This is a genomic window from Mesotoga sp. HF07.pep.5.2.highcov, from assembly GCF_003666285.1.
Classification (GTDB): Bacteria; Thermotogota; Thermotogae; order Petrotogales; family Kosmotogaceae; genus Mesotoga; species Mesotoga prima.
Genome location: NZ_JFHJ01000585.1, coordinates 1 through 828 on the forward strand (window position 1 = coordinate 1; position 828 = coordinate 828).

General features: G+C 51.1%; 2 protein-coding genes. Both read right to left on the reverse strand.

All coding sequences use genetic code 11. The features are described from left to right. Positions 1-308 (reverse strand): ATP-binding cassette domain-containing protein (locus tag BG32_RS12430; protein WP_259459727.1); only part of this gene is annotated, 308 nt, incomplete at its 3' end. Between the two features lie 4 nt (positions 309-312). Continuing rightward, the coding region (locus BG32_RS12435; protein WP_147435016.1) for an ABC transporter permease at positions 313-828 on the reverse strand (516 nt) is incomplete at its 5' end.

Sequence of the window (828 nt, forward strand, 5' to 3'; positions counted from 1 at the left end):
GACTGAAAGGCCATCGAGATATCGACCCAGCGGATCTTCTTCATCTCCTCTTCCCTAAGTCCAACGAGGTCGGTTCCATTGAAGAACAAACTGCCGTTTTCAATCGTGGCATTGTCCTTCAGAAGCCTCATAATTGCGAAGGCAAGAGTAGACTTTCCACACCCAGACTCACCCGCGATACCGAGAAAGCCTCCCCGCTCGAGATCGAAAGAGACATCGTCAACGGCATGAACAAAACCGCTTTTGATCCTGTAGCCGGCCACAAGATTTCTGCACTGGAGTAGCTGTTCGCTCTCTTGTCTATTCATCAAATCATCTCTTCCTCAATTTCGGATTGGAGATCTCGTCTATGGCGAAGTTCATAAGGGCGAAGGAAGTACCGATCAAGGCTATGCAGATACCGGGAGGGAGGAACCACCACCACGCGCCGGATAAGAGCGCCCCGCTGTTCTGAGCCCAGTACAGAATCGTTCCCCAGCTTACCACCGATACGTTGCCCAACCCAAGGAACTCTAGAGTCGCTTCACCCATGATTGCCGCCATAGTGGATGTGAAGAAAGAGGCCATAACTAGCGAGATCATGTTCGGGAGTATTTCCCTGAAGACTATGTACAGGGGTCTTTCGCCAAGAATCCTGGATACTCTCACGAAATCACGGTTCTTGAGGCTCACAACCTGGGAACGAAGTATCCTCGTAGGCCAAGGCCAGCTGGTGAGCCCCAGAATCAGGACTATGGGGATGACTCCCTTCACGGTTATGTAAGCGGCGATCACTATCATCAAAGGCAGGCTCGGGATAACAAGGAATACGTTCGTGAAAAGGGAGAT